Source organism: Parvimonas sp. M20 (genome assembly GCF_035282425.1).
Lineage (GTDB): Bacteria > Bacillota > Clostridia > Tissierellales > Peptoniphilaceae > Parvimonas.
Genome location: NZ_JAYKBQ010000309.1, coordinates 1 through 229 on the forward strand (window position 1 = coordinate 1; position 229 = coordinate 229).

Here is a 229-nt window from a genome sequence, read left to right on the forward strand (position 1 = left end):
ACATGCTTTTGATAAACATGGTGGAAATTTAGGAAAAAATGTTTCGGTTTTGTTTATGTTTGAGAAAAAAGGTGTTATTTTAATTTCAAGAGATCAAGCAGAGGAAGATTATTTAATGGACTTTGCTTTAGAAAACGGAGCTAGTGATTATGAATCTGACGAAGTAGTTTATACTATTTATTCAGAAGTTTCAGACTTCATTACGTTAAGAGATGAACTTCAAGAACAA

Annotated in this window: 1 protein-coding gene; it reads left to right on the plus strand. The window is 30.1% G+C overall.

Going from position 1 to position 229, the window contains the following annotated elements:
• Nucleotides 1–229: YebC/PmpR family DNA-binding transcriptional regulator (locus tag VJI93_RS09335; RefSeq protein WP_324009409.1), on the plus strand; the 229-nt coding region annotated here is incomplete at both ends.